Origin of the sequence: Chamaesiphon polymorphus CCALA 037, from assembly GCF_003003845.1 — a bacterium.
Taxonomy (GTDB): domain Bacteria; phylum Cyanobacteriota; class Cyanobacteriia; order Cyanobacteriales; family Chamaesiphonaceae; genus Chamaesiphon; species Chamaesiphon polymorphus.
The window spans coordinates 1-2,611 of record NZ_PVWO01000656.1; the positions used below are offsets into that span (position 1 = coordinate 1).

A 2,611-nucleotide genomic window follows, 5' to 3' on the forward strand; every position below is an offset into this window, starting at 1 on the left:
ACTAATGCCAAAATAAGCTACTCGATCGTCAATTTTAGTAGCTGCTTGGTTGTTAGGATTCTGCGCTAAAAATTCTTCGGGAGTTAAGTTGCCCAGATTGGCAATGACGAATGGAGCATAGAATTTGCCCCCTGTCAAGAAAACATTGCCAAAATTCGTCGGAGTGGTATCGTTACTGGCGTTGCCACCAGCACGGATATTGACGTTATTCACCCGATTGGCGATCGCCGCTCGGGCATAGGCAGCATCTCCAGGTAGCAGTTCGACGATGCCATCGCCATTAGCATCGATCCCCCCCAAGCTATCGGCGACTTCATACAAGCCGACAAAGTTATCGAAGGCGGCACTAGAAGCTACAGATGGATTGTTGTCTAAAGTGACGGCAACTCGGTTCGCGCCAGTAATATCGTAAATCGCCGAACTTTCCGTATTGTTGGGAGTTACCGATACGACTGTAGGCGCGATATTCGCATTAGCAACGGTGGCGAGTCCTTGATAAGTTTTCCCATCAGAGCCGATCGTGCCGAGATTTGCGGCGGCACCCGTTTGGAGATCGATGCTGTAGAGGGTGGAATTGGAGACGGCAAAGGCGGCATTCGTGCCCTCAGCGGTAGAGATAATGTCGAAGCCGCTGAAGCTACCAAAGTCAGCTCCCAGCGCACCAATTGTGGTTAACGTGCCGCTATTGGGTGGATTCTGTAAAGTGAGCACATCCAGGTTGGTATCGATATCGAAAAGCTGAGTGGAGGTGGGACTAGCGATCGCGTTGGTATATGCCGCTGCCGATACTGCTGGATTGGCACCAAAATTAGCATCACCCGTTGCATAAGCGAGATTGCCATCGACAGTTACCGCGCCTGTATCCACATTAATCCGCAAACTTTGGTCGTTGTCTCCGAGTAAGCGCAAGCGATCGGCAACGGGGTTAAAGTCAAATCCAGTAACGCTCGTGCCCGTAAACGGCTGACTTAAGGTGCTCACCAAGGATGCGGCACCGCTGTTAGGATCGAGCGTGTACAGGTTACTGGCACTAGTGAGTCCGTAAATTAAGCCGTTGGCTGGACGGGTATCGATACCCAGTAAGATTTCGCCACTTTTGAGACCAGTTACCGCGATCGATCTCACCGCGCGAGGATTGCCAGGATTAAAAGAAGCGAGCGTATTGGCATTAGATAGGGCGAGGAATCGGGAGTTAGTCGCGATCGGATTGACAATCTTGGAGCTACTCACCGCTGTTAGCCCGCGTAATTTAGAGGTATCAGCGGACGATGACAAAATCGCCCCTGAATTAGTAGCTTTACCTGTTAAGAGGTCGATGCTATACAAGATCGAGTTGGAGATCGCAAAGGCGGCATTACTGCCATTACTACCAGAAATAATATCGAAACCAGCCACAGCATCTAAGTCGATACCCAGATTGCCGATCGTGGTTAAGGTGCCGTTATTGGGCGGGTTTTGCAAAGTGAGGACATCGAGAGCGGCATCGATATCGTAGAGTTGAGTTGAAGTCGTTCCGGCAAAGGAATTAGTGTACGCTGCTGCCGTAATCGTGGGATTTTTGCCAGCATTGACATCCCCCGTCGCAAAAGCGAGATTGCTATCGACAGTTACCGCTCCAGTATCGACATTGATGCGGAAATTTTGGTCGTTATCTCCGACTAAACGCAACCTGTCGGCGGCTGGATTAAAATCGAATCCCGATACTGAGGTGCCAGTAAATGGGGTGCTCAGAGTGCTAACTTTAGTGGCAACGCCTGTATTCGGATTAATTGTATAAATCGTGTTTGCGGTCGTAATCCCATAAACCAGACCATTCGCCGGACGCGTATCGATGCCTAGTAGCGGCGCATCGACACCCACGATCGCAGTGGTAGTTGTCCGGTTGGGGCTGCTGGGGTTGAAGGAAATGAGCTTGTTATCGTTGGTTAGTGCCAAAAACTGAGAATTGACCGAGATCGGATCGATGTCTGGAGTTGCTGTGGCAACCAATCCCTTGAAGAGTTGGCTAGAACCCGCACCAATTGCGCCTAGATTAGTTGCAGATCCCGTAGCTAGGTCGATCGAGTACAATTTACCGTTGGAAGTGGCAAAGGCGGCATTGTTATTTAGCGAGGGCGAGATAATATCGAACCCGCTCGAGGAGCTAAAATCGGCACCCAAATTGCCAACTGTTGTCAGGGTACCGTTATTCGGCGGATTTTGCAGGACGAGAACATCCTGTAAGTCGTCAATATTGTAAAGTTGGGTCGCAGTCGTCCCAGCAAAAGAATTAGTATAAGCGGCGGCGGTAATATTCGGGTTATCGCCAGCATTGACATCACCCGCAGCAAAAGCGAGATTGCTATCGACAGTCACCGCTCCGGTATCCACATTAATCCGAAAATTTTGGTCGTTGTCCCCGACTAAGCGCAACCTGTCGGCGGCTGGGTTAAAATCGAATCCCGATACTGATGTGGCGGTAAATGGGACGCTCAGAGTACTGACTTTAGTGGCAATGCCCGTGTTGGGATCGATCGTATAAATTGTGTTGGCGGTTGTAATTCCATAAATCAGACCGTTCGCCGGACGCGTATCGATGCCGAGCAGCGAACCATCTATCCCTGTCACAGGG

1 protein-coding gene is annotated in these 2,611 nt (G+C 50.3%); it reads right to left on the bottom strand.

The window, feature by feature from the left end:
• The coding region (locus C7B77_RS27855) for a DUF4394 domain-containing protein (protein ID WP_146138571.1) at nucleotides 1-2,611 on the bottom strand (2,611 nt) is incomplete at both ends.